20 protein-coding genes are annotated in these 20834 nt (G+C 71.2%); 10 read left to right on the top strand and 10 right to left on the bottom strand.

The annotated features are described in order from the left end of the window. Positions 1-146: 146 nt before the first annotated feature. The gene (locus OU416_RS29235) at positions 147-923 is read right to left on the bottom strand and encodes an isoprenyl transferase (RefSeq protein ID WP_270930248.1); all 777 of its coding nucleotides are present in this window, start codon (positions 921-923) and stop codon (positions 147-149) included. Positions 924-1039: 116 nt separating this feature from the next. Here OU416_RS29235 and trhA point away from each other — a divergent pair, with 116 nt between their 5' ends. Next, positions 1040-1717 carry a PAQR family membrane homeostasis protein TrhA gene (gene trhA / locus OU416_RS29230; protein ID WP_333779664.1) on the top strand — a complete coding sequence of 226 codons (678 nt, stop codon included), beginning with the start codon at positions 1040-1042 and terminating at the stop codon, positions 1715-1717. Positions 1718-1848: 131 nt separating this feature from the next. Here trhA and OU416_RS29225 read toward each other — a convergent pair whose 3' ends face one another. The 3 genes from OU416_RS29225 to OU416_RS29215 all read right to left on the bottom strand — a co-directional run bounded on the left by OU416_RS29225 (position 1849) and on the right by OU416_RS29215 (position 5563). After that, positions 1849-2349, bottom strand: coding sequence for a GNAT family N-acetyltransferase (locus OU416_RS29225; RefSeq protein ID WP_270930247.1), 501 nt, complete (start codon positions 2347-2349; stop codon positions 1849-1851). A 126-nt stretch (positions 2350-2475) separates the two neighbouring features. Next, a complete protein-coding gene (locus OU416_RS29220) occupies positions 2476-4485 on the bottom strand; it encodes a thioredoxin domain-containing protein (protein WP_270930246.1) in 2010 nt (669 codons plus the stop codon). Positions 4486-4549: 64 nt separating this feature from the next. Further along, positions 4550-5563, bottom strand: a complete 1014-nt coding sequence (locus OU416_RS29215; protein WP_270930245.1) for an NAD(P)-dependent alcohol dehydrogenase — start codon at positions 5561-5563, stop codon at positions 4550-4552. Positions 5564-5668: 105 nt separating this feature from the next. Here OU416_RS29215 and OU416_RS29210 point away from each other — a divergent pair, with 105 nt between their 5' ends. Next, the gene (locus tag OU416_RS29210) at positions 5669-6247 is read left to right on the top strand and encodes a TetR/AcrR family transcriptional regulator (protein WP_270930244.1); all 579 of its coding nucleotides are present in this window, start codon (positions 5669-5671) and stop codon (positions 6245-6247) included. 64 nt (positions 6248-6311) lie between these two features. On the opposite strand, the gene OU416_RS29205 is transcribed toward OU416_RS29210, so the two are convergent. After that, a complete protein-coding gene (locus OU416_RS29205) occupies positions 6312-6818 on the bottom strand; it encodes a DUF4232 domain-containing protein (RefSeq protein WP_270930243.1) in 507 nt (168 codons plus the stop codon). Between the two features lie 226 nt (positions 6819-7044). Between OU416_RS29205 and OU416_RS29200 the strand changes: the two genes are divergently transcribed. From OU416_RS29200 to eccCb, 4 genes are all read left to right on the top strand, one after another. Then, positions 7045-8058 carry an NAD(P)-dependent alcohol dehydrogenase gene (locus OU416_RS29200; RefSeq protein ID WP_270930262.1) on the top strand — a complete coding sequence of 338 codons (1014 nt, stop codon included), beginning with the start codon at positions 7045-7047 and terminating at the stop codon, positions 8056-8058. Positions 8059-8060: 2 nt separating this feature from the next. Further along, positions 8061-8900: a DeoR/GlpR family DNA-binding transcription regulator gene (locus tag OU416_RS29195; protein ID WP_270930242.1), complete on the top strand. Its 840-nt coding sequence runs from the start codon at positions 8061-8063 to the stop codon at positions 8898-8900. 24 nt (positions 8901-8924) lie between these two features. Then, positions 8925-10301, top strand: a complete 1377-nt coding sequence (gene xylB / locus OU416_RS29190; RefSeq protein WP_270930241.1) for a xylulokinase — start codon at positions 8925-8927, stop codon at positions 10299-10301. Between the two features lie 267 nt (positions 10302-10568). Continuing rightward, positions 10569-13145, top strand: coding sequence for a type VII secretion protein EccCb (eccCb, locus tag OU416_RS29185; protein ID WP_270930240.1), 2577 nt, complete (start codon positions 10569-10571; stop codon positions 13143-13145). Positions 13146-13196: 51 nt separating this feature from the next. On the opposite strand, the gene OU416_RS29180 is transcribed toward eccCb, so the two are convergent. Together OU416_RS29180 and mca are read right to left on the bottom strand one after the other, a co-directional pair. Continuing rightward, on the bottom strand, positions 13197-13508 hold the full coding sequence (locus tag OU416_RS29180) for a hypothetical protein (RefSeq protein WP_270930239.1): 312 nt from the start codon (positions 13506-13508) through the stop codon (positions 13197-13199). Then, positions 13505-14386 carry a mycothiol conjugate amidase Mca gene (gene mca / locus OU416_RS29175; RefSeq protein ID WP_270930238.1) on the bottom strand — a complete coding sequence of 294 codons (882 nt, stop codon included), beginning with the start codon at positions 14384-14386 and terminating at the stop codon, positions 13505-13507. Before mca ends, OU416_RS29180 begins: the two co-directional genes overlap by 4 nt. Positions 14387-14572: 186 nt before the next feature. On the opposite strand from mca, the gene OU416_RS29170 reads away from it, so the two are divergent. Both OU416_RS29170 and greA read left to right on the top strand, forming a co-directional pair. After that, the gene (locus OU416_RS29170; RefSeq protein WP_270930237.1) at positions 14573-15013 is read left to right on the top strand and encodes a DUF4307 domain-containing protein; all 441 of its coding nucleotides are present in this window, start codon (positions 14573-14575) and stop codon (positions 15011-15013) included. Between the two features lie 193 nt (positions 15014-15206). Further along, positions 15207-15695 (top strand): transcription elongation factor GreA, encoded by a 489-nt coding sequence (gene greA, locus OU416_RS29165; protein ID WP_270930236.1) that lies wholly within the window; start codon positions 15207-15209, stop codon positions 15693-15695. Between the two features lie 141 nt (positions 15696-15836). Here greA and OU416_RS29160 read toward each other — a convergent pair whose 3' ends face one another. Beyond that, positions 15837-16325, bottom strand: coding sequence for an Lrp/AsnC family transcriptional regulator (locus OU416_RS29160; protein WP_270930235.1), 489 nt, complete (start codon positions 16323-16325; stop codon positions 15837-15839). 201 nt (positions 16326-16526) lie between these two features. Here OU416_RS29160 and hppD point away from each other — a divergent pair, with 201 nt between their 5' ends. Further along, on the top strand, positions 16527-17672 hold the full coding sequence (hppD, locus tag OU416_RS29155; RefSeq protein ID WP_270930261.1) for a 4-hydroxyphenylpyruvate dioxygenase: 1146 nt from the start codon (positions 16527-16529) through the stop codon (positions 17670-17672). A 146-nt stretch (positions 17673-17818) separates the two neighbouring features. Beyond that, complete coding sequence (locus OU416_RS29150; protein WP_270930234.1) at positions 17819-18061, top strand: hypothetical protein; 243 nt, start codon at positions 17819-17821, stop codon at positions 18059-18061. A gap of 274 nt (positions 18062-18335) precedes the next feature. Here OU416_RS29150 and OU416_RS29145 read toward each other — a convergent pair whose 3' ends face one another. Both OU416_RS29145 and OU416_RS29140 read right to left on the bottom strand, forming a co-directional pair. Continuing rightward, complete coding sequence (locus OU416_RS29145; RefSeq protein WP_270930233.1) at positions 18336-19475, bottom strand: cystathionine gamma-synthase; 1140 nt, start codon at positions 19473-19475, stop codon at positions 18336-18338. Between the two features lie 202 nt (positions 19476-19677). Next, entirely contained in the window at positions 19678-20775 is a 1098-nt protein-coding gene (locus OU416_RS29140; RefSeq protein WP_270930232.1) for a hypothetical protein, read from the bottom strand. Positions 20776-20834 lie beyond the last annotated feature (59 nt).

Below are 20834 nucleotides of genomic sequence, written 5' to 3'. Positions count from 1 at the left end.
CGGTCATCGGTGCGGTCGTGCCGATCCTGTCCCCGCAGATCAACCACTGCGTGAACGCCCCGGTGGTCGACCACCCCAAGGGCTGAGCTCCAGTCCCACGCGGAAAGGCCAGGTCAGCGCGACCTGGCCTTTCCGCTGCTCTGACGTCAGCCGCCGAAGCGGCGGTGGCGGACGGCGTAGTCGCGGAGGGCGCGGAGGAAGTCGACGCGGCGGAAGGCCGGCCAGTAGGCCTCGGTGAACCAGAACTCGGAGTGCGCGGACTGCCACAGCATGAAACCGGACAGCCGTTGCTCACCGGAGGTGCGGATCAGCAGGTCGGGGTCCGGTTGGCCGGAGGTGTAGAGGTGCTCGGCGATGTGGTCGACCGTCAGCACCTCGGCCAGTTCCTCGATGGTGGTGCCCGCCTCGGCGTGCTTCTGCAGCAGCTTGCGCACCGCGTCGGCGATCTCCCGGCGGCCGCCGTAGCCGACCGCCACGTTGACCTGCATGCCCGTGCGCCCCTTTGTGCGCAGCGCGGCGGCGGAGAGCCGGGCGGCCGTCTCGGTCGGCAGGACGTCCAGAGCGCCGACGATCCGCACCCGCCAGGGCGCTTCCGGAGCGGTGAGCTCGTCGACCACCCCGGCGATGATCTCCATCAGCGCTTTGAGCTCGTCGGAGGTGCGGTTGAGGTTGTCGGTGGAGAGCAGCCACAGCGTGACGACCTCCACCTCGGCCTCTTGGCACCAGCCGAGCATCTCGGCGATCTTGCGGGCTCCGGCGCGGTGACCGTGCGCGGCGTCCAGCCCGGCTTCCTTCGCCCACCTGCGGTTTCCGTCCAGGATGACGCCGACGTGCCGCGGATGCTGTACCCCGTCCAGCTTCCGGCGCAGCCTGCGCTCGTAGACGCTGAGCATGAGTTCTTTCAACCGCACCTTGAACGCCACGCCAGCTGAGCCTACGCGGATCCGGTGAGTCCTGATGCTCGGGTGGCCCGGAGCGCACGGCCGGATGCAGTGCGGATCACCTCCGAGCAAAACCTACGGTCCCGTAACCTCGGGGTGTGACTAGCGCCCTCTCCGCTCGCCGCCCGACCGCGTTCGTCAAGCCGCGGATGCGCGGCTGGATCCACTTGTGGTCACTGGTGGTGTCGGTCGCCGCCGGTGCCACGCTGATCGCGCTCGCCGCCTCGACGGTGTCCGCCGCCGCCGCGGTGGGCACCTCGATCTACGTGGCGACCGTGCTCGGCCTGTTCGGCGTCAGCGCCCTCTACCACCGCAAGACGTGGAAGACCGTCGGTGCGCGCACCTGGATGCGGCGGCTCGACCACTCGATGATCTTCCTGTTCATCGCGGGCACGTACACCCCGTTCGCGATGGTCGCGATGCAGCCGACGACGGGCACGGTGGTGCTGGCGGTCGTCTGGGGCGGTGCGCTGGGCGGTGTGATCCTCAAGCTCGCCTGGCCCAACGCGCCGCGCTGGGTCGGGGTGCCGGTGTACATCGCGCTGGGCTGGGTCGCCGTGTTCGTGCTGCCGGACCTGCTGGAGAACGCCGGGCTCGCCGCGCTGATCCTGCTGGTCGCCGGTGGTCTGCTCTACACGGCCGGGGCGATCTTCTACGCGTGCCGCTGGCCCGACCCGTGGCCCAAGACCTTCGGCTACCACGAGTTCTTCCACTCGGCGGTCTCGGTGGCCGCGATCTGCCACCACATCGCGATCTGGCTCGCGCTCTACGCCTAGAGCCTGTTCTGAACTCGTTTTGCGTAGCGGTGCGGGTAGCGGAACCTCAGCGCCCGCCTGGACTCCGGGTGCCCGGCCTTATGTATGACCACGTGGGCGGCGTGCTCGTCATCGCCGCCCACGACCGCTGGTCACCTGATGGCCCGGCGCATGCAGATCCGCTCGGCCGGGTCCAGGCCGAGCTCCGCTTCGTGGGCGACGAGCGCGGCCAGCTCCGGTGTCACGTCGTCGATCTCCTGGAACCCGAGCCGTTCGTAGTACGGGCCGTTCCACGGCACCGAGCGGAACGTGGTCAGCGTCAGCGCTGGCAGGCCCCGCTCCCGGGCCCACGACTCGACGTGGTCGAGCAGGGCGCGGCCGATGCCCCGGCGCGCGTGGTCGGCGTGCACGCTGACCTGCGCGATGTGGGCGTTGCCGTCGATCAGCTCGACCATCACGTAGGCGACCACCTCGGCGTCGACCTCGGCCACCCAGAGCCGCCCGGCGCGCTGGAACCCGGCCAGCACGTCGAGCTCCGGCGGCGGGTCGTCGGCGATCTCCGGCATCCCGACGGCCCGGAACACCTCCCCCGCCGAGGTCTCGATCTCCTGCAGTCGCCCCAGCTCGGCCTCGCCGACGTCGCGGATCCTCACCCGCACAGTTGATCAAACCCGGCCTGCCCGCTGCCACCGGATTTCCGCGCGCACCGGAACCGTGAGCGTTTCGGGGCGTCATAACGCCCCGAAGCACTCACGGTTCCCCACCTGCGCGGACGCCGGTCAGAGCGGGAGGTCTTCGGGCCTGGTGACCGGGCGGTCGCAGACGTAGCCCCGGCAGACGTACGCCGCCGGCGCTCCGCCGACCAGCGGCCGTCCCGCCAGCAGCGGCACGCCGGCCGCCTCCGGCTCCCCGGCCACCACCGCCGCTCCGCCCGGCGCGCGCCGCCGCGCCGCGGCGAGCAGCTCCGCCCGGTCGGCGTCGTCGGCTGCGCCGACGACCGCGACCTGCAGCGGTCCGTGCGCGCGCGCTTCCGCGGCGCTGAGCCAGTGCCCCGCGAAGCGCGGCGCCCGCTGCGCGAGCAGTCCGGCGCGCGACAGCGCCTGCTCCGCGGCGCTGCGGTAGCGCGCGGTGCTCTCAGGACCTACGAGCGCGGCAGCGGTGAGCAGCGCGGAGGTGAGCGCTGCGGATCCTGACGGACTGGCGTTGTCGGTCGGGTCGGAGGGGCGGCGGACCAGCGCTTCCGCGTCGGCCGCGGTGTCGTGGAAGGTGCCCGGGTGCTCGGCGTCGGTGAACTGCTCCAGCGCCGTGTCGAGCAGCGCGCAAGCCGCCTCCAGCCAGCGCGGTTCGGCCGTGGCCTGGTGCAGCGACAGGAGGCCGTCGGCGAAGCAGCCGTAGTCCTCCAGCACTCCGGCGGCGGTGCCCACCACGCCGTTGCGCGAGATCCGCCGCAACCGGCCGTCCACCAGGTGACGCGAGAGCAGCAGGTCGGCGGCGGTCTCGGCCGCCTCCAGCCAGCGGGGTTCGGCCAGCGCCGAGGCGGCTTCCACCAGCGCTGTGATGGTCATGCCGTTCCAGGCGGTGACGACCTTGTCGTCCTTGCCGGGCTGCGGGCGGCGATCGCGGGCTTCGCGGAGGCTGTCGCGGACGCGCCGCCAGCGGGCCGCGTCGTCCGGGTCGCGCGGGAACTGCAGGGTCGAGGTGCCGTGCTCGAAGGTGCCCGCTTCGGTCACCACCAGCAGTTCCGCCGCCCAGTCGCCGTCGTCCGCCCCGAGCACCTCGCGCAGCTGGTCGGGCGTCCAGACGTAGGTCAGCCCCTCGACACCCTCGGTGTCGGCGTCCAGCGATGCCGCGAAGCCGCCTTCCGGCGTGAGCAGGTCGGTCAGCAGGAACTCGGCGGTCTCGCGGGCGACCCGCTCGCCGAGCGGGTCGCCCAGCCGCGCCAGGTGCGCGTAGGCCCGGAGCAGCAGGGCGTTGTCGTAGAGCATCTTCTCGAAGTGCGGGACCACCCACGCGCTGTCGACGCTGTAGCGCGCGAAACCGCCTGCGAGCTGGTCGTAGATGCCGCCGCGCGCCATCGCCGAACAGGTGTCCCTGGCCAGTTCGAGCGCGGAGTGCCCGCTGCCCGGCTCGCCGAGCCGTTCGTGGTGGCGCAGCAGGAATTCCAGCACCATCGACGGCGGGAACTTCGGCGCATCGCCGAACCCGCCGCGGTCGGCGTCGAACTCGGCGTGCAACCGCGACACCGCCCCGGCCAGCACCTCTTCGTCCAAGATGGACTCCGGGAGCGGCGGGCGCTGCTCGGACAGCTGCTCGACCACCCTGGCCGCGGCCCTGCGGACCTCCTCGCCGCGCCCGGTCCAGGCCTGCGCCACGGCGTCCAGCAGCTGGCGGAACGAGGGCATCCCGGACATCGGGGCCACCGGGTAGTAGGTGCCGCAGTGGAACGGCTCGCCCTCCGGGGTCAGGAAGCAGGTCATCGGCCAGCCGCCCTGCCCGGTCATGGCCTGGGTGGCCTCCATGTAGACGGCGTCGATGTCCGGCCGCTCCTCGCGGTCGACCTTGACGTTGACGAAGTGCTCGTTCATCAGCCGAGCGGTCTCGTCGTCCTCGAAGGACTCGTGCGCCATCACGTGGCACCAGTGACAAGCGGCGTAGCCGACGGACAGCAGGACCGGCACGTCGCGGCGGCGGGCCTCGGCGAACGCCTCCGGCGACCAGGGCCACCAGTCGACCGGGTTGTCGGCGTGCTGGAGCAGGTACGGCGACTGCGAGTTGCCCAGTCGGTTCATACCGACATCGTGGCACGCCCCGGAGCATCACGGAGCGCGACGGGACATCAGGCGGGCGCGGACGTCATCGCTGGAGCACCAGCTTTCCGGTGGTCCGTCCCGCGCGGCTCTCCTCGATCGCCCCGGTCACGCCCTCCAGCGTCAGCGGGAAGGACCGGGCGAGGTGCGCGCGGACCTGACCGGCCTCGACCAGCTCGTTCACCCGCCGCAGGAGGAGCCCGGAAGCCTTGAGGAAGACCAGGACGTACTTCGTTCCCCGCGGGCCCGCGCCGCGCAGCCTGCGTGCGGTGATCGTCGAGAGGAGCCGGGCGGCGGAGGCGAGCGTGACCACACCGTCCTCGTCGCGCGCGATCGTCACGAATCGCCCGCCCGGACGCAGGACGCGCTGCGCTCGGACCCACTGCTCGCGACCGCCGACGCAGTCGACCACCACGTCGAACGAGTCAGCACCGAAGCTCGACAAGTCGGTCTCGTTCCTGTCGATGACCTCGTCGGCTCCCAAGGAGCGAACGAACTCCAGGTTCCGCGCGCTGGCGATGCCGACCACGAAGGCCCCGGCCGCGCTGGCCATCTGGACGGCGAAGTGCCCGACACCGCCAGCCGCCCCGATCACCGCGACACGGGTGCCCGCCACGACCTGACCGCGGTCCAGGCAGGTCAACGCCGTCTGCGCCGCCAGCGGGATCGCGGCGGACTCGGCGAACCCGATCCCGGCTGGCGTGAGGGCGAGCAGCCCCTGGTGCACGTTGACGTACTCCGCGGCGCCGCCACCGTCGATCTCGTTGTCGGCGTGCACCCGATCGCCCACCCGGAACGAGGTCACCTGGTCCCCGACCGCGGTCACGACGCCTGCGAGGTCGAACAGCGGCGTGAACGGGAAGCGACGGCGGGTGATGAGGCGCCGGTTGCCCTCGATCAGCTGCCAATCGATGGGGTTGACCGACGCCGCCTGAACGTGGACCTGCACCTCCTGGGGTTCAGGAGCGCGGACGGGGACCTCTCCGGACAGCGCGAGCACGTCGCGAACTGCTCCGTAGCGGCTCTGCACGATGGCCTGCTGAGTGCGCGGCAACGTCATCGAGGGGCTCCTTCACGAGCGATCCGGATTATTGAACCCACGGATCACTACTGTACTCATAGTTCAGTAGTGGGCTGCCGGGCGGAGAGGAGCTATTTTTGGGGGATGGCGAAGCTGTCCGGCGACCCCGGAGATCCGCGCGTGGCGCGCACCCGGCGCGACGTGATCAGAGCGAGCGCCGCATCGCTGCTGGAAGAAGGCTGGGGAGCGACGACGCATGCCGAGGTCGCCCGGCGAGCGGGGTACTCGAAGGCGACCATCTACGCGCACTGGCCCACCCCCGTCGATCTCATGCGGGATGCGATCGCCCAGATCTGCGAGGACACCACCCATCCGCCGACCAGCGGAAACCTCCGCGAGGACCTGCACGTCGCCCTGAGCGCGCTCGCGCTGACGCTGTCGGAAGGCCGGTACGACCGGCTGATGGCGGGCGTCATCGAACGCGCGGGCCACGACGAAGGCGCGCGCGACCTCCGGGATCGCCTGTACGAGACCGCCACGACCGGCGTCCGCGGCATCCTCGCCGCGCACCTCCGGCCCGACGACGTCGGCCCCTGCCTGGCCATGCTCGTCGGCGCGGTCCTCGTCCGGGCGACCTACGAGGGCGAAGCGGTGCCCCCCGCGTTCATCACCGACATCATCGACCGCGCGCTCGACCGCATCGAGCTCGAGACCGAGCGCTGACAGCAGAACGGGCGGGGCCGGTCGCGCTCCCGACGCGACCGGACCCGCCCGAGTTCGGTGTTCCTCAGGCGCCCGGCTGGACGGGGCCGACCCGCGTGCCCGCGTCGACGGTGATCTCGCCCAGCGCGCTGCTCACGGCGGACAGGGAGCCGTCGGCCTCCGGCAGGCGGAAGTCCACGCGGTCCGCCGGGGTGCCGCCGGGGAGGTTGCGGACCTGGATGTCGAAGTGGACCGGACGGCCGGGCCCGAGGACGACCGGCCGGGCTTCGCCGTAGGCCTCGGTCTGCACGCCGAGCGGCGCTTCGCCCCGGTAGAACACGACCTCGGCGGGCGAGCCGTTGAGCGTGCAGGGCGCGCTCGCATCCATCGCGGTGAGCGTGACGTTGTAGTGCGAGTGCCCCGCGCTGCTGTCGGAGCGCGTGACGGTCGCGTCGAAGATGCCCGGCACGCAGGCGCTCGGCGGCGGAGGCGGGGGCGTCGCGAGGGCCTGGGAAGCGTTGAAGCCGACTCCCGCGATCGCGGCGATCGCGAGCGACGCACCGAATGCGCTGCGGCGGAAGAACTGGCTCATCGAAAGGCTCCCTGCTGGTCTCGTTCCCTGCACTCCTGAAGACGGCTCGGTGCGGCGGCGGTTGCCGGATCGTCGGATTGGCCACTCCGGAGCAACCTCGCCGCCTCCCGCGCGTCGGGGGTGAACCGGCCACCGTTTCCGGGACGTGCTTGAGTAGAACGAGGTCTTCTCAGAAAATGTGTTAACAACGAGATCGACCTCGGGAGCGGTTTTGACATCGAAGACGATGCGCGCCTCCGTGCTGCGCGGCGTGCGGAGCATCGCGCTGGCGGAGCGCCCGGTGCCCGAGCCCGGGCCGCGCGAGGTGCTCGTGCAGGTCACCTCGGTGGGCACCTGCGGTTCCGACGCGCACTACTACGAGCACGGCCGGATCGGCCCGTTCGTCGTCGAGGAACCGCTGGTCCTCGGGCACGAGGCCGGCGGCGTCGTGGTCGCGTGCGGTTCCGAGGCCGCTCGGCACGCGCCGGGCCAGCGGGTCGCCATCGAACCGGGCGTGCCCTGCTTCGTCTGCGACCAGTGCCGCGCCGGCCGGTACAACCTGTGCCGCGCCATGCGGTTCTACGCCACCCCGCCGGTCGACGGGGCGTTCTGCGAGTACGTCGCGGTGCACGAGGAGTTCGCCTACGCGGTGCCGGAGACCATCTCCGACGACGCGGCGGGCTTGCTCGAACCGCTGTCGGTCGGGATCTGGGCCTGCCGCAAGGGCCGGGTCGCGCCGGGCTCGCGGGTGCTGATCACCGGAGCCGGGCCGATCGGCCTGGTCGCCGCGCAGACCGCCCGCGCCTTCGGCGCGACCGAGATCGTGGTCACCGACGTCAATCCCCGGCGGCTGGCGCTGGCCGCGGAGCTCGGGGCGACCGGCACCGTCGATGCCCGGCAGACCGCACCCGCGGAGTCCGGGTACGAGCCGGACGTGCTGCTGGAGTGCTCCGGGGTGCCGTCCGCGGCGATCGGCGGCATCCGCTCGGTCGGTCGCGCCGGGCGCGTGGTGCTGGTCGGGATGGGCGGCGACGAGCTGGCCCTGCCGCTGTCCCACGTGCAGAACTTCGAGATCGAGCTGACCGGCACCTTCCGGTACGCCAACACCTGGCCGACCGCCATCGCGCTCGCCGCGTCCGGTGCGGTGGACCTGGACCGGCTGGTCACGCACCGGTTCGGGCTCGCCGAGGTGGAGCAGGCGCTGACCGTCGCGAGCCACGACGACACGGCGGTCAAGGCCGTCGTGCGGCCGCAGGAGTAGCGGTGGCGGGCAGGACGCGACCACCGGACGCGGTGGTCGAGCAGCGGCGGCAGGACGTGCTGCGGCAGGTCATCGAGCACGGCGAGGTCCGGATCACCGATCTCGCCGAGCGCTTCGAGGTCAGCCTCATGACGATGCACCGCGATCTCGACGCGCTCGTCGACCGGCGGCTGGTGCGCAAGCTGCGAGGCAGGGTGACGGCCTACCCGTCGCTGACCCTGGAGACCGCGACGCGCTTCCGGGTCGGGCTGCAGGTCGCCGAGAAGGAGGCGCTGGCCGCCGCGGCCGCCACCGAGGTCCAGCCGGGCATGACGCTGCTGGTGGACGATTCGAGCACGGTGTTCCCGCTGGCCCGCCGGATCGCCGAGGTGGCGGCGCTGCGGGTCTTCACCAACTCGCTCACCGTCGCGCAGATCCTCGCCGGGGCCGGGCACGAAGTGGGCCTGCTCGGCGGCCGCTACCGGGCCGAGTTCGACTCGTGCACCGGCCCGGAGGTGCTCAAGGCGCTGGACGGGCTGCACGCCGACATCTCGTTCGTGTCGGCCGCCGCCATCACCGAAGGCCACCTGTTCCACCCGGTCCGGGACTACGCCGAGATCAAGCAGCGCATCGTCGGCCGCGCGACGCGCAACGTGCTGCTGGTCGACCACTCCAAGTTCGGCAAGAGCGCCCCCTTCGCGCACGGCGACGTGGGCGCCTACGACCTGGTCGTCACCGATGCCGCCGCACCGGCGGCGGAGCTGGACGCGATCCGCGGGCTCGGCACCGGCGTCCGCGTCGTGCCGACGCCCGGGCTCGTGACCACCACCGATCCAGACAGGGGAAGCGATGCGCGCAGTTGACGGCCCGGCCGCAGGAGGTCCGAGATGAGCCTGGTCGCCGGGGTCGACTCCTCCACCCAGTCCACCAAGGTCGTGGTGTGCGACAGCGAGACCGGGCGGGTGGTGCGGGAAGGCCGCGCCCCGCACCCGGACGGCACGGTCGCCGACCCGGCCGAGTGGTGGCAGGCGCTCGCCACCGCCACCGCCGGACTGCTCGACGACGTGGCCGGCATCGGCATCGCCGCGCAGCAGCACGGCCTGGTGGCGCTGGACGAGCGCGGCGAGGTGGTCCGGCCCGCGCTGCTGTGGAACGACAACCGCTCCGCGCAGGCCGCGCTCGACCTGACCGCGGAGCTCGGCGGTGCGCAGGCGTGCGCCGACGCGGTGGGCCTCGTGCCGGTGGCCAGCTTCACGGTCAGCAAGCTGCGGTGGATGGCCGAGCACGAGCCGGAGCTGTCCGACCGGGTCACCGACGTGCTGCTCCCGCACGACTGGCTGACCTGGCGGCTGACCGGCGAGATGGTCACCGACCGCGGCGACGCCTCGGGCACCGGCTACTGGTCGCCCGGCGAGGGCCGCTACCGCCAGGACGTGCTGGCCACCGCCTTCGGCGGGCGAACCCCGCGCACGCCCCGCGTCCTGGGCCCGGCCGAACCGGCCGGCCGCACGCCCGACGGCAGGCTGGTCTCGGCGGGAACCGGCGACAACATGGGAGCCGCGCTGGGCCTGGCGATCGGCCCGGGCGACGTCGTGGTGTCCCTGGGCACCAGCGGCACCGTGTTCGCCTCGGCGGAGCACCCGAGCGCCGACCCCACCGGCACGATCGCCGGTTTCGCCGACGCCACCGGGCAGTTCCTGCCGCTGGTGTGCACGCTCAACGCGGCCCGGGTGCTCACCTCGACGGCGGCGCTGCTGGGCGTGGAGATGGCCGAGTTCGACCGCCTGGCCTGCGAAGCCGCCCCGGGCGCGGACGACATCGTCCTGCTGCCGTACCTGGACGGCGAGCGCACTCCGACGCTGCCCGACGCCAGCGGCACCCTGCTCGGACTCCGCCGCGACAACATGACCCCGCAGAACCTGGCCCGCGCGGCGGTCGAAGGAATGCTCTGCGGCCTCGCGACAGGCGTCGACGCCCTGCGCGCGCAGGGCGTCGAAGTGCGCCGGGTGCTGCTCATCGGTGGTGCGGCGCAGTCCGAGGCGGTGCAGGTCGCGGCGCCGCAGGTGTTCGGGGTTCCGGTGACGGTGCCCGCGCCCGCGGAGTACGTGGCCCGCGGCGCGGCCCGCCAAGCGGCCTGGGCCCTGACCGGGCACCAGCCGGACTGGCCGCTGGCCGGTGCGGCGGAGCTGGAAGTCACCGACTCCTCGGCGGGCGAGCGGATCCGCCACCACCACCGCGAGGCCTTCGCCCAGGTCCACGGATGACGGTTTCGCGAGTGCGCAGGTGCGCCTGCGCACTCGCGAACGTGCTCGAAAGACGGCCTTCCCAGCGGCCCGATCCACTACCGTTCCAGCGGAAGTTGATCGAGCAGGGGGACTCCGTTGCGACCAGGACACCCGCAGTTCCAACCGAATCCGCGCCCGGCGGGGCCTCCGCCCGGCATGCCGCCCGCCCGGCCCCCGATGCCGCCTCCCCCGCGTCCCGTCGCACCTCCCCCGCCGCCCCCGGTGCAGCCGCCGCCAGCGGAAACGATGCGGATCAGCCGCCCGGAACCGAAGCCCGACGAGCCGGTCGACATGTTCGGCCTCGCGGGCATCGACGATGCGCTGCTGTTCGACCTGAACAAGATCTGGCAGCCGCGGGATGTCGACCAGCGCTACCGGGTTCCCGTCGGCGTGGACGAGAACCAGCAGCCGGTGCTGCTCGACCTGATCAGGTCGAAGCCCGCGTTCGGCATCTTCGGCGGCACCGGTGCTGGCCAATCTTCGGTCCTGCACGACGTCCTGTTCGGGATGGCTGCGACGCACTCCCCGACGGAGCTCAGCATCCTGTGCCTGGGCACGTACTGGAGCCACCCGGTCTGGGACGCGCTCAGCGACCTTCCGCACAGCGCAGCGATCCAGACGCTCCGCGCGGGCCAATCCGGTGAGCACCGGCTCGCCGCCGCGCTGGAAGGCGAGCTCGAAAGGCGAGCCAAGCTCCGCACCGCGCTGTCCGCGCAGAAGTTCACCGACTACCAGGTGATCCAGCCGCAGACCGAGCTCGATCCGCTGCCGCTGCTGGTGGTGGCGATCGATCGCCTCCCCGCATTCCTCGACGAGGTACCGGGTTTCGAGAGGACCCTGAAGAAGCTGATCTCCGCGGACGATTCCGGGATCAGGCTGATCTTCAGCGCCAACGGGCCGGACCAACTGCCGAGCCATCTCGACCACCGCGTGGACTCGATGGTGCTGAGGAACTTCCAACGGGACCGCTCGAAGGCGCTGCTGGGAGACGACCGCGCAACGCTGCTGCCCCAGGACGGGCACGCCTACCTGGTGGTGGGAGAGGAGGAGCCGGTGCGGTTCCGCGCCGCCCGCGCCGATCTGCCGCACCCGTCGAGCTCCCCGGCCCACCCGGTCCCGGCCTACAAGCTGTTCGCGGACCGGGTGCGGAACCAGGCGCGACCGGCTCGGCAGCTCGTCCTGCCGCCACCCGGGCAGGAACCGCCGTCCGGCGTGGACGCCCCGCTGCCCGCGCTGACCACCAGCGAGGACCGCGGCTACGGCACCGGGACCGCATCACCGCCGGTCGTCACCATCGGAACCGTCGACAACCCGCGCGAGCACCGGCAGGACCCGCTGCTGCTGGACTTCTCCGGCGCCCACAGCAGGCTCGCGATCGTCGGGCGCCCCGGCAGCGGCAAGACCACCGCGGTGTCGACCGCCCTGATGGCACTGGCGCTGACCAGCACCCCGACCGAAGTCCGCTTCCACTGCCTGGCCTTCGGCGGCAACGGCCTGCTGCCGCTGCGGGACCTGCCGCACAGCGGAGCCGTCGTGCCCAGCCACACCCGCGAGCGGGTCGACCGGGCACTGGCGCACCTGGAGTCCACATTGGACCGGCGCATCCGGTTCTTCGTCGCGGAGGAGATCGACTCCACCGCCGATTTCCGCCGCAGGCGGGCCGAAGCCGATCTCGGTGAAGAGGCCACCGATCACTTCCTCGTCGTCGACGGCTGGCCGGAGGTGCACCAGCACCCAGGCCTCGCCGACCGCGTGCTGCACCTGGCCCGGCGCGGACCGGAGCACGGCATCCACCTGATCGTCACCGCCAACCGCTGGGACGACCTCCCGCGCGAACTGCGCGAACTCACCCGTGGCCGGATCGAGCTGCGGCTCACCGATCCGCGCGAGTCGCTGATCTCCATCCCGGCGGCCGAACGGCTCCCGGACGAAGCCGGGCACTGCCTGCACCGCGAGCTGTGGGGCACGATCAACCTGCCCGTGCCCGACGACGTCCTGCCCAGCTACTTCGAGCACGTCGAATCCGGGCTGCCGGACGACCTGCCCGCCAAGACCAGGGCCCTCGTCGCCCGCATCGACGAATCCTGGCCGGGTCCCCGCTTCCGCCAACTCGGCCACGAGCGGACCCCGGTCGGCTACGACGACCTCCCGAAGCCCGAACCGCACGCCATCCCGCTCGGCATCGACGACGGCGGCGAACCCGTGCTCCTCGACCTGAGCGGCGAGCACCCGCACCTGCTGATCACCGGTGGGCCGGAATCCGGGAAGAGCACGGCGATCCGCACCGCGCTGCGCGGAATCGCGAACGCGTACTCGCCGAAGCAGGCCAAGGTGCTGCTGATCGACTACCGCCGCGAGCACCACCACTCGCTGATCTCGGAAGACCACCTGCTGGCGTGGCACCGGACCTGGGAGGAATCGACCAGGGATCTGGTGCAGGTCATCGCGTCCCTGCAGAAACGCCGCGGCCCAGCCGCGTGGTCCGGCCCGGAGCTGTTCGTCGTCGTCGACGACTTCGACGTGGTCGACCGCCGCCCGGAGCTGCGCTCGCTGGGCGGCCTGGACGAATTCCTCGCGGACGCCCACGAGATCGGCCTGCACCTGGTCGTGGCGAGCAACGGCCTGAACCCGCAGCAGCGGAACAGCATCGTCCCCGGCCTCGGCCACTGCGCCCACCAGCTGCTGCTGAAGGACGCGACCGGCCCGGAATGGCTGACCGGCGCCCCGGCCGAACGGCCGCGGGAGCAGGGCGAAGCACGGCTGCTCAGGCCGGTCGGTCCGAGCACCCGCCTCCGCTTCCCGAAGATCCCACCGCCGGCATGAACGAGAGCGGGGCCGCCCGGTCGCACCGGACGGCCCCGCTTCTCCCCCTGGCTAAGGGGTTTCGTCCTTGCCGGGCTTCGTCTCGCCCTCCTGCGGTTCGGCTTCGGCTTCGCGGGCCGCTTCGGCTCGCTTCACCTTCGCCGGGGCCGCCGTGGCGGCCTTGTCCTCGTCGAAGACCACCGGCACCTTGCGCAGGTGCTTGGTCATCGAGCGGATCAGGAAGACCACCGCCACGGCGAACAGGATCAGCAGCACCAGGCCGACCGGGGAGGACTTGCCGAAGTCCTCGCCCTGCCCGCCCGGGTCGTTCGGCGGTGCCGGGGCCTGCGCGATCACGTAGGCCGCGGTTTCCAGGGCAGTCATGCGCACACCTTCTCCTGCACGCCGGAGAACAGGTCGTCCTCCGGCAACGTGGTGTCGACCAGGGAGCGGACCAGCTCGTAGTCCTCGGTCGGCCACAGGTCCTGCTGGATGTCCAGCGGCACCGCGAACCACCTGCTGTTCGGGTCGATCTGGGTCGCGTGGGCGCGGAGTGCGTCATCGCGCTGCGCGAAGTACTCGGCGCACTCGACCCTGGTGGTGACCCGCTCGTCCGGGTCCGGCCGCGAGGAGTCCCACTTGGCCAGCCACTCGCCGTAGGGCGACTCGATGTCGCGGGCCAGCAGCGCCTCGTGGAAGAGCTGCATGCGCTTGCGGGAGAAGCCGTGCGAGTAGTACAGCTTCAGCGGCTGCCACGGTTCCCCGGCGTCCTGGTACAGGTCGGGGTCGCCGGCCGCGTCGAAGGCCGCCACCGAGATCTCGTGGCACCGGATGTGGTCCGGGTGCGGGTAGCCGCCGTTCTCGTCGTAGGTGATCACCACGTGCGGGCGGAACTCGCGGATCACCGCGACCAGCTCCCGGGTGGACACCTCCATCGGCGTGGTGGCGAACACGCCCTCCGGCAGCGGCGGCAGCGGGTCGCCCTCCGGCAGGCCGGAGTCGACGAAGCCCAGCCAGCGGTGCTGGACACCGAGGATCTCCGCCGCCTTCGCCATCTCCTGGCGCCGGACCTCGGTGAGGTTCTCCACCACCTCGGGCCGGTCCATGGCCGGGTTGAGGATGCTGCCCGCTTCACCTCCAGTGCAGGTGACCACCATCACCTCGTGTCCGTCGGCCACGTAGCGCGCAGTGGTCGCGGCTCCCTTGCTGGACTCGTCATCCGGGTGCGCGTGCACCGTCATCAGCCGCAGCTTGTCCGCCATCGCCGGGTAATCCCCTCCCGCTTCGCAGCATCTCTCCTGAACACGGCCCCGCTGACAGGCCGCAGGACACCCCAGGGATACTTAACGTGGATGTCGGGCCCCATTGTTCCCGGTGCGCCCGACGAACCGAGCGCCAGCCCCCGCGAGCGGGGGTCGGCAAGACCAGGCGAAAGGCTTCTCGAGCCGGTGACGCACCCGCAGATCCCGCAGGACCGGTACGGGTCGCGCGCTAGGAAAGCGCGACTGCGACCGGGCCGTCGCTGGCTGCTCTTCGCCGTCGTGCTCGCCGCCCTGGTCGGCGTGTCGGTCGTCGCCTACCAGAACTTCGGCACCGCGCCCATCGAGGGCAAGCAGGTCGCCTTCGAGATCGTCGGCGAGGACTCCGTCCGCATCGTGGTCGAGGTCCAGCGCGACGATCCGCAGCGCCCCGCCGCGTGCGTGGTGCGCTCCCGCGCCAAGTCGGGTGAGGAGATCGGCCGCAAGGAAGTCCTCATCCATCCTGCGGACGGCGTGACCAGGCAGGAAACTGTGTTGCGCACGTCCTCCGAACCGGCCACCGGGGAGGTGTACGGCTGCACTTACAACGTTCCTGAATATTTGTCCACCCACACGCGGCCAACTGGGTGAAGACAGGCGTTCCACGCCGGGCGCTGGGAAAATGCAGCCCCTCGGCGTGGCGTTTCGTGCTATCGTCGAGCACAGCACGGCCCCGCGAGGGCCGTGTTTTTCCGTTACTTGGCCATCGCGCCGGAAAACAACGCGGAAATGCAATGGTGCCCGTGATGGAGTCGCGGGACGCAGTCGACGAGGAGTGGTGACCGTGAGCGAGACCCAGGTGACCTGGCTGACCCAGGATGCTTACGACCGGCTCAAGGGTGAGCTGGACGAGCTCGTGGCCAACCGCCCGGTGATCGCGAAGAAGATCAACGACGCCCGCGAGGAGGGCGACCTCCGGGAGAACGGCGGGTACCACGCCGCCCGCGAGGAGCAGGGCCAGTTCGAGGCCCGCATCCGCCAGCTGCAGGAGCTGCTGCGCACCGCCAAGGTCGGCGATGTGCCCACCGAGTCCGGTGTGGCCCGCCCCGGTTCGGTGCTGACCGTCCGCTACGACGGCGAGGACGAGACCGAGCAGTTCCTGCTGGCCACCCGCGAGGAAGGCGCGCACGGCGACCTGGAGGTCTACTCCCCGAGCTCCCCGCTGGGCCAGGCGCTGCTGGACGCCAAGGAGGGCGAGACCCGCGAGTACGAGCTGCCCAACGGCGGCACGATGAAGGTCACCCTGGTCAAGGCAGAACCCTTCGCGGGCTGACGCATCGGGAGACGGCTCCTGCTTCGCGATCGGTCTTGGACATCGAAAGCAGTTGTCGCGCTTTAAAGAAAAGAAAGACGAGTTCTCTCGTCGGTGAATCGCGCATCGCGGACGCCCTCGCATTGGGCGTCCGCGATGTTTTCATTCCGCTGATTTCGCGAGGCGTTCCAGGAGCGGGCGGACTCGGGGCGCCACCGGGGTGGACAGGGCTATCGACGTCGAGGTGCGGCGGACTCCGGTGACGCCGACGACTTCGTCGATCACCCGCTGCAGGTCCGCGTTCGAGCGGGCCACCATGCGGACGAACAGATCGCCCTGACCGGTCGTCGCGTGCACCTCGCACACCTCGTCGATCGCGGCCAGCTGCTCGGCGACCAGCGCGCGGTGTCCCTGGGCGATCTCCAGCACCGCGAAAGCCGTCAGGCCGTAGCCCATCGCCGCCAGGTCCAGCTCCGGCGGGAATCCCAGCAGGACACCGCGCTGCACCAGCCGGTCCATCCGCGCCTGCACGGTGCCGCGCGCCACGCCCAGCCTGCGGGAGCACTCCAGCACGCCCAGGCGCGGCTCGTCGGACAGCAGCAGCAGGAGACGCGCGTCCAGCGCGTCCAGACCCTCGTCCTTGGGAGCCACGTCACACCCTCCGCTTTAGGCGGTTCAACCAGCCGATCCGATCGAATACTGGTCAGATTGCCCATGAGAATCAAGCCCTGTTGCCCAAGATGACCGCCCGGCGCACGCTGAACCCAGCACCGCACGGGGGAGGACATCGTGACCGGCACAGTCAACCGCGGGAACCAGCCCGAGCAGCTCGACGACGTGACCTTCGACCAGATGCGCCGCCTGGTCGGACTCGTCGAGCACGACGACGCGAAGGACCCGTTCCCGGTCAGAGCGCTCGACGCGGTGGTGTTCGTCGTCGGCAACGCCACCCAGAGCGCGCTGTTCTACCAGGTCGCCTTCGGCATGGAGCTGGTCGCCTACTGCGGCCCGGAGACCGGCAACCGCGACCACAAGGCGTTCGTGCTCAAGTCCGGTTCGGCGCGCTTCGTGCTCAAGGGCGCCGTCGACCCGGACAGCCCGCTGGCCGACCACCACCGGCGGCACGGCGACGGCGTGGTCGACCTGGCGCTGGAGGTGCTCGACGTGGACAAGTGCGTCGAGCACGCGCGGGTGCAGGGCGCGACCGTGCTGGCCGAGCCGCACGACACCTCCGACGAGCACGGCACGGTCCGCTCCGCGGCGATCGCCACCTACGGCGAGACCCGGCACACGCTGCTCGACCGCAGCCGCTACACCGGCCCCTACCTGCCCGGATACCTCGCGCATCGGGGCAGCTACGTCAAGCCCGCGGACTCGCCGAAGCGGTTGTTCCAGGCCGTCGACCACTGCGTGGGCAACGTCGAGCTCGGCCAGATGGACCGCTGGGTGGACTTCTACAACCGGGTCATGGGCTTCGTGAACATGGCCGAGTTCGTCGGCGACGACATCGCCACCGAGTACTCGGCGCTGATGAGCAAGGTGGTGGCCAACGGCAACCACCGGGTCAAGTTCCCGCTCAACGAGCCGGCCGCGGGCAGGCGCAAGTCGCAGATCGACGAGTACCTGGAGTACTACCGGAGCCCCGGCTGCCAGCACATCGCGCTGGCCACCGGCGACATCATCAAGACGGTCACCGCGATGCGGGCCGCGGGCGTGGAGTTCCTGAACGCGCCGGACACCTACTACGACGACCCGGAGCTGCGGGCGCGCATCGGCGAGGTGCGGGTGCCGATCGAGACGCTGAAGGAGCACGGCATCCTGGTCGACCGCGACGAGGACGGCTACCTGCTGCAGATCTTCACCAAGCCGATCGGCGACCGGCCGACGGTGTTCTACGAGATGATCGAGCGGCACGGCTCGCTCGGCTTCGGCAAGGGGAACTTCAAGGCCCTCTTCGAGGCCATCGAACGCGAACAGGAACGCCGCGGAAACCTCTGACCTCGGGTGCCACCGCGAATCGGCGGTCACTCGAGCACCACGTTGGGTACCCTCGACAGGAGCGGCCAGTCGCGACGGGGGCGATGCGCGACCGCCGAGCGGCCCCGGCAGCGGACCACCGCGCAGACCACCGGACAGGAGGAAGCATGTCGCAGCTGACTCCGGCCAACCGCGCTCTTCCACTGGTCACGGGCGTGATCACCGCGGCCGCGCTGTCCGGCGCGGCGGTCTTCGCGGTGCTGCAGTCCGGGTGCGAGGACCCCGGCTCCTACCAGGTGCGCGATGACGCGGTCGAGCTGATCGGCGGCTGCCTGCAGCCGGACGACCTCCCAGTCAACCCGCGCCCCCCGGCCGACCACGGAGGCAACGACCCGGCCATGGCCCGGTGAACTGCCAAGCGAGAGATCGACGTTCCAGGGGGCAGGGCTGGTGGGGTGTCGGTTTTGCCTAAAACTGACACCCCACCACACCCAGAACGGCCCGGCCGGTTACCGGCAAAACCGGCACACAGCCCACCCAGGACGACTTCGCCGGGCACAGTCCCGAGCCCGGCCCAACCGCACCTCAGGGGACCGTGACGCAACCCAGCCACAAGAAACCCCGAAAACGCGAGACAACGTCTCAACGCCACCACCACTGAAAATCGCGGAGAGGCGATACAGCTCAGCCCAGCGCCTGGAGGATGTCCTCGACCAGGTCGTCGGCGTCCTCGATGCCCACCGAGAGGCGGACCAGCTCGGCCGGGACCTGCAGCATCGAGCCCGCCGTGCTCGCGTGCGTCATGCGGCCCGGGTGCTCGATCAGGGATTCCACCCCGCCCAGCGACTCGGCCAGCGTGAACAGCCGGGTGCGCGCGCAGACCTGCAGCGCGGCCTCCTCGCCGTCGGCGTGCAGGAACGAGATCATCCCGCCGAAGTGCCGCATCTGCTTGGCCGCGACCTCGTGGCCGGGGTGCTCCGGCAGCCCCGGGTAGAGGACCTTCGCGACCTTGGGGTGCCCGGCCAGCGCGGCGACGATCCGCTCCGCGTTGGCGCTGTGCCGCTCCATGCGGATCGCGAGGGTCTTGGCGCCGCGCAGCGTCAGGAACGCGTCGAACGGCCCCGGCACCGCGCCCGCGCCGTTCTGCAGGAACGCGATCTGCTCGGCCAGCTCGTCGTCGGAGGTGATCACCGCACCGCCGACCACGTCGGAGTGCCCGCCCAGGTACTTGGTCGTCGAGTGCACCACGACGTTCGCGCCGAGCTCCAGCGGCTGCTGCAGGAACGGCGAGGCGAAGGTGTTGTCCACCACCAGCTTCGTGCCCGCCTCGCGGGACACCTGCGCCAGCGCGGCGATGTCGGCGATGTTGAGCAGCGGGTTGGTGGGCGTCTCGATCCAGATCAGCTTGGTGTTGGGCTGGATCGCCGCGCGCACTGCGTCCACATCGGACACCGGAGCCGGGGTGTACTCGATGCCCCAGCCGGACAGCACCTTATCGATCAGCCGGAACGTGCCGCCGTAGGCGTCGTCCGGGATCACCAGGTGGTCGCCCGGCCGCAGGGTCGCCCGCAGCACCGCGTCGGTGGCGGCCATGCCGGAGGCGAAAGCGCGCCCGTAGCGGCCGCCCTCCAGCTCCGCCAGGCACTGCTCCAGCGCGGTGCGGGTGGGGTTGCCGGTGCGCGAGTACTCGTAACCCCCGCGCATCCCGCCCACGCCGTCCTGGGCGTAGGTCGAGGTGGCGTGGATCGGCACGATCACCGAACCGGTCGTCGGATCCGCCTCCTGCCCCGCGTGAATCGCGCGGGTAGCAAAGCCATCGCTCATGTCCAGCAGCGTACGGGCCGACGGGCGCCCCGCCGACTCGGGCCCGAACGCACTTCCCGCAGGTCAGGACCCGTGAGCGTTTTGAGGTGTTATAGCACCCCGAACCGCTCACGGGAGACGACCTGCGGAAAGGCCCGGGCCCGAACGCGAAGCGGCCCCCGACCGGGCTGGTCGGGGGCCGCTTCGGAACTAGCTCAGCGGGTCACCACTGCGGCGGCTGCGGGCCACCGGGCGGCGGCGGGTAGCCACCGGGCTGACCCGGCTGCTGGCCCGGCTGGCCGAACTGCTGCTGACCGGGCTGCTGGCCGAACTGACCCGGCTGGCCGGGCTGCTGGCCGAACTGCTGCGGCTGGCCGTAGCCACCGGCGGCGGCCGGAGCCGGGGCACCGGCACCCGCCGAGGCCAGGTACGCCTTGGTGCCCGGCAGGAACGCCAGCACGGCGAGAGCGATGGCGAACAGGATCCAGATGATGGCGAGGATGATGCTGAAGGTGACGCCCTGGTACATGCCGCTGAAGAGCAGGACCAGCTGGCCGATGACGTACAGGCCGGAAGCGGCAGCGATGAGGATCGAGCCGATGCTCTTCTTGATGATGACCATGATGCCGCCGCCCAGCAGAGTCAGGCTGGAGAGCAGCATGACGATGTAGACCGCCATCATCAGGCCGTACGGCGGCAGCGCCGGAACCTCCGGCATCTCGATGCCGTACTCGCTGCCGAGGTCGCCCCACTCTTCGCGGGCCTGCATGGCCTGCTCGTACAGGGCGTAGGCCGAGCCGAGGCCGATCAGACTGATCAGGTTGAAGATCGAGCCGATACCACCGATGACCGTCGCGACCCAACCGACGGTCAGGGCGAGGCCCTTGCTGCCCTGGCTCTGGCCTGCCGGCTGGCCGTAGGCGGCCTGCGGCGGCTGGGCGCCGAAGCCCGGCTGGGCCTGCGGGGCCGGGAAGCCGCTACCGGGCGTGCCCGGCTGCGCCGGGAAGCCGCCCGGCTGGCTCTGGGTGCCCGGCTGCTGGTACATCGGCTGCGCGGGCTGCGCCGACGGCGGCACCATCGCGGTCGCTTCAGCACCGCCCCCGGCGAGGCCGGGCTGCTGGTACATCGGCTGCGGGGGCTGCATCGACGGCGGCACGACCTGCGTCGAGTCGGACGGCGGCTGCGGCTGTCCCTGCGACTGCACGGGCCGCACGACCTGAGTCGCGTCGCTGCCAGCCTGGTTGGGGTCCTGCGGGTCCATCCGGTTCGAGATGGGGTCCGAACCCTGCTGACCGCCGTCCGGCGGCTGCGGAGAGCTCATCGGGTTGTCCTACTCCCTCGGGGCGAAATGCGAAAGCCTGGGCATTCGAAGGCACACGC

The organism is Saccharopolyspora indica (genome assembly GCF_027853965.1).
Classification (GTDB): domain Bacteria; phylum Actinomycetota; class Actinomycetes; order Mycobacteriales; family Pseudonocardiaceae; genus Saccharopolyspora; species Saccharopolyspora indica.
Note: the sequence above shows the minus strand (reverse complement) of the source record. Positions and strands in the feature narration are given on the sequence as shown.